General features: G+C 67.9%; 4 protein-coding genes. 2 read left to right on the top strand and 2 right to left on the bottom strand.

Annotation, left to right across the window (positions count from 1 at the left end; all coding sequences use genetic code 11):
* Positions 1-139 precede the first annotated feature (139 nt).
* Positions 140-769: a response regulator transcription factor gene (locus Q1V87_RS06380; RefSeq protein ID WP_300591340.1), complete on the bottom strand. Its 630-nt coding sequence runs from the start codon at positions 767-769 to the stop codon at positions 140-142.
* Entirely contained in the window at positions 766-2,376 is a 1,611-nt protein-coding gene (locus tag Q1V87_RS06375) for a GAF domain-containing sensor histidine kinase (RefSeq protein ID WP_300591338.1), read from the bottom strand. The genes Q1V87_RS06380 and Q1V87_RS06375 overlap by 4 nt, the downstream gene beginning before the upstream one ends.
* 115 nt (positions 2,377-2,491) lie before the next feature.
* On the opposite strand from Q1V87_RS06375, the gene Q1V87_RS06370 reads away from it, so the two are divergent.
* Positions 2,492-3,400, top strand: coding sequence for a universal stress protein (locus Q1V87_RS06370; RefSeq protein ID WP_300591337.1), 909 nt, complete (start codon positions 2,492-2,494; stop codon positions 3,398-3,400).
* Between the two features lie 38 nt (positions 3,401-3,438).
* A partial coding sequence (locus tag Q1V87_RS06365; protein ID WP_300591336.1) for a GAP family protein occupies positions 3,439-3,734 on the top strand: 296 nt, incomplete at its 3' end.

The following is a 3,734-nucleotide window of genomic DNA, read 5'->3' as shown; positions in this document are numbered from 1 at the left end:
AAGGTATCCGGCGTATAACCCAACCCTGGTGCAGCGGGCCCGCCGTCGATCGGCGCGCCCCCCCCACGTACGCCGTCGCGGCGCCCGACTCGTCACCGGGCGCCGCGACGGCCTCACTGTTTCAGCGCACGAACTGCGGTTACTGGGTCCGCAGCGAGGTGGCGTAGACGGCGGCCTGAGTACGCCGCTCCATGCCGAGCTTGCGCAGTAGACCGGTCACGTAGTTTTTGACCGTCTTTTCCATGAGGTCGAGGCGCTCCCCGATCTGACGGTTGGTGAGACCCTCGGCGATCAGCTCGAGCACCTGACGTTCGCGGTCGGTCAGGTCGACGCCGGGTGTGCTCGACCGGGTCTCGCGTGCCTGTTCACGCACGCGCGTGGCGGCAGCCGACGAGAGCAGGTTCTTGCCCGCGGCGACAGCACGGATGCCGTCAAGAAGACCGTTGGCCTTGATGTCTTTCAGGACGTAGCCGGCAGCGCCGGCCAGCACCGCCGAGTAGGCGGCTTCGTCATCGTCGTAGCCGGTAAGGATGAGGCACGTGACGCTCGGGTACTGAGAGCGGATCTCGCGGCACACGTCGATACCGCTGCCATCGGGGAGGCGCATGTCGAGGACGGCGACATCAGGCATGGTGGCCGCGATGCGCCCGAGCGCCTGGCGGGCGGTGGATGCCTCGCCGATCACTTCCATGTCGCGCTCGGCGTCGATGAGGTCAACGACCCCACGACGGACGATTTCGTGGTCATCGAGCACGAAGACACGGATCATGTGGTCTCTCCCTGGGCCAAAGGCACCGCCCACCGCAGGCGGGTGCCGCCGCCGTCGCGTCCGGTGAGAGCGAACTCCCCGTTCCAGCGCGCGGCGCGATCCTCAAGATTACCGACCCCGCTACGACGCGTCGGCGACTCCGGCACGCCGACGCCGTCATCGAGGATCTCGACGACCAACATCTCGTCGGCGATTCCAACCCGCACCGACGTCTCCGTTGCCTGAGCGTGACGGGCGACGTTGCTGACACCTTCGCGAACGACCGCGACGACGTCTTCGGCAACATCCGGCGGCGTGCGCAGATCCAACGGTCCCTGGAAGACGAGTCGCGGTGACTCGGAGAACGACGGTGCGACTTCGCTGATGACGTCCACAATGCGGTGCCTGACCGATCCGGACGACACGCGGGGTTGGCGCAGGGCGAAGATGACGGTGCGGATCTCGGTGATCGCGGCATCCAGGGCGTCGACCTGTTCCAGCAGCTCGGTTCGCGCCGCCGCGTCGCCGACCCTGCCTGCGACGGCCTGCAGCGAGAGCCCGGCGCCGAACAAGCGCTGGATGACGTGATCGTGTAGGTCGCGGGCGATGCGGCCGCGCTCGTCCATGAGCGCGAGCGCCTGCCGGTCGGACCTGCCGCGCGCGAGCTCGAGCGCGATCGTGGCTTGGGCCGCAAGGTCTGCGGCAAGGTCGACATCCTTGTCTGTGAACCGGGGAGCGCCGACGGGCCGCCCGACGGTGAGCACCATGGGAACGCCGTCTGCGCCGAGCATCGGCACGACCACCGTCGGACCCCACGCGACGAGTTCGTCCCCGAGCTCGACGGTGTCACCGCTGGCCTGAAGCGGCTGCCAGCTGTCGAAGACGCGTCCCGAGAGGGTGCCCGCTTGCGCATGAACGGATCCGGTGAGTTCATCGGCGTGCTCGCCGCGCGCGACCTCGACGCACATCATGGTGTCGCTGATCGACGAGATCACCACCACGGTTGCGGCATCCGTGAGTTGAAGGACCTTGTCGGCCAGAAGCTGCAGCGGTCTGCCGGTCTCGTCCGAGAACATGGCGGCGCTCATCTCGGCTGCAGCGGCGGCCCACCGTTCGCGACGCACCGAGTCTTCGTACAGGCGCGCGTTGTCGATCGCGATACCGGCGGTGGCGGCGAGCGCCTCGAGCAGTTCGGTGTCTTCTGCGGTGAACGCGCCGTCGGGGTGCTCAGTGAGATAGAGGTTTCCGAACACCTCGCCGCGGATGCGGATGGGTACCCCGACGAAGCTGTCCATTCTCGGGTGGTTGCGAGGGAAGCCGACCGAGCGGGGGTCGTGTCCGATGTGTTCGAGCCGGATCGGGTGAGGATCGTGAATGAGGGCTCCGAGCACGCCACGGCCGCGCGGCGGGGGGCCGATCGCCTCAGCGGTCTCGGCACTCAACCCCACATGGATGAACTCCTCGAGCATGCCGTCGGGGCCGATCACGCCGAGTGCGCCGTACTTCGCGCCGACCAGTTCGACGGCCGATTCGACGATGCGACGCAGCACCCCCGACAGCTCCAGCTGGCTCACGACAGCAGCGTTCGCCGTCAGAAGACTGCGAAGCCGTGCCTCGATATCAGCCACCCGGTGCCCCGTTCTCTTCCATCGGCTCTCTCGCGAGGATCCTATCGCGGGACCTTCGACCCTGTGCGGGAATCTCCGGGCGCCGGATGCTGGGAGAGACAGGAGGGGCAGACGGATGCGAAACACACTCCACGACTCGCGCGTGGGCCTGTCGGATGGAAGCTCGTTGAGCGCTCCGGCTGACGACGCGATCTGGCGGGTATCGCCCTACGATCGGCTGGTCGTCGGGGTCGACGGTTCTGGTCCGAGCACCGGCGCGCTGGCGTGGGCGATTGCCTACGCGGCCGATCACGGCACCGAGCTGCTGCTCGTCCACGTCGTCGATGACACGTGGGGCGTCGCCGGGGCTGACTACATGGCTGATGCGCAGCGCCGCGGCATCCACGTGCTGGATGCGTCGCGTCGCCGCGCGGTGGACGCGGGTGTCGCCCACGTGCAGACCGAACTCGTCCACGGGCGTGCGCCCAGTGTGCTGTCGGGTGCCGCTCGCCCGCATGACCTTCTCGTCGTGGGATCGCACCGCACCGGGTTCTTGCGTGGGCGTGCGTTCGGCGCAGCATCCGTGTATGTCGTCGCTGCGGCTCGCTCGGCGGTTCTGGTCGTTCCGAACCTGCCGTTCGAGGGTCGGCACGGCGTCGTGGTCGGGGTCAGCGGGTCGCCGGCCTCGGATGCCGCGCTGATGCAGGCAGCTCGCGAAGCTGCACGCACCGATCAGCAGTTGGTCCTCATCCACGCTCGCCCGCCGGTTCCGCACGAGGAATCCTCGAGCAACGGCGAGTATCGTGCGTCGGCGGCTCGGGATGTGGTCGCTCGCGCGAGTGCACACGCCCTCATCGACATCCCGCACCTGGACCTGAGTTCCCGGGTCGTCGCCGACAACGTCGCGCCGGTACTGCTGACGGCATCCATCGACGCCGCCATGCTCGTCATCGGACGCGGCCAGAGCGAGGCTCCCCCGAACATCTCGGCCGTGGTGCATGACGTGCTCATGAACCTGAACGCACCGGTACTGATCGTTCCCTGACGACGCGCGCGAGCCACCTTCGCCTCTAAAGTCGAAGGGTGGATTCGGTGCTGTGGTACATCGTGCCCTTGGGCCTGGCGGCGGCATTGAGCGTGTTCCCGATCCTCGCGGTCGTGCTGCTTCTGCTGTCTCCCAACCCCATCCCCGCCAGCGTCGGCTACCTCGCCGGGTGGTCAGCGGGCGTGCTCGTACTCGTGACCCTATTCGCACTCGGGGCGCGCCTCATTCCCCCCTCGACGACCGAACGGATGCCGCCCTGGGCGCACGGCGTGGAGATCGCCTTCGGCGTGCTTCTCGTGGTGGGCGGAATCTGGCGCACCGTCGTCGATCGCCG

The organism is Microbacterium sp., from assembly GCF_030149085.1.
Lineage (GTDB): Bacteria > Actinomycetota > Actinomycetes > Actinomycetales > Microbacteriaceae > Microbacterium.
Note: the sequence above shows the minus strand (reverse complement) of the source record. Positions and strands in the feature narration are given on the sequence as shown.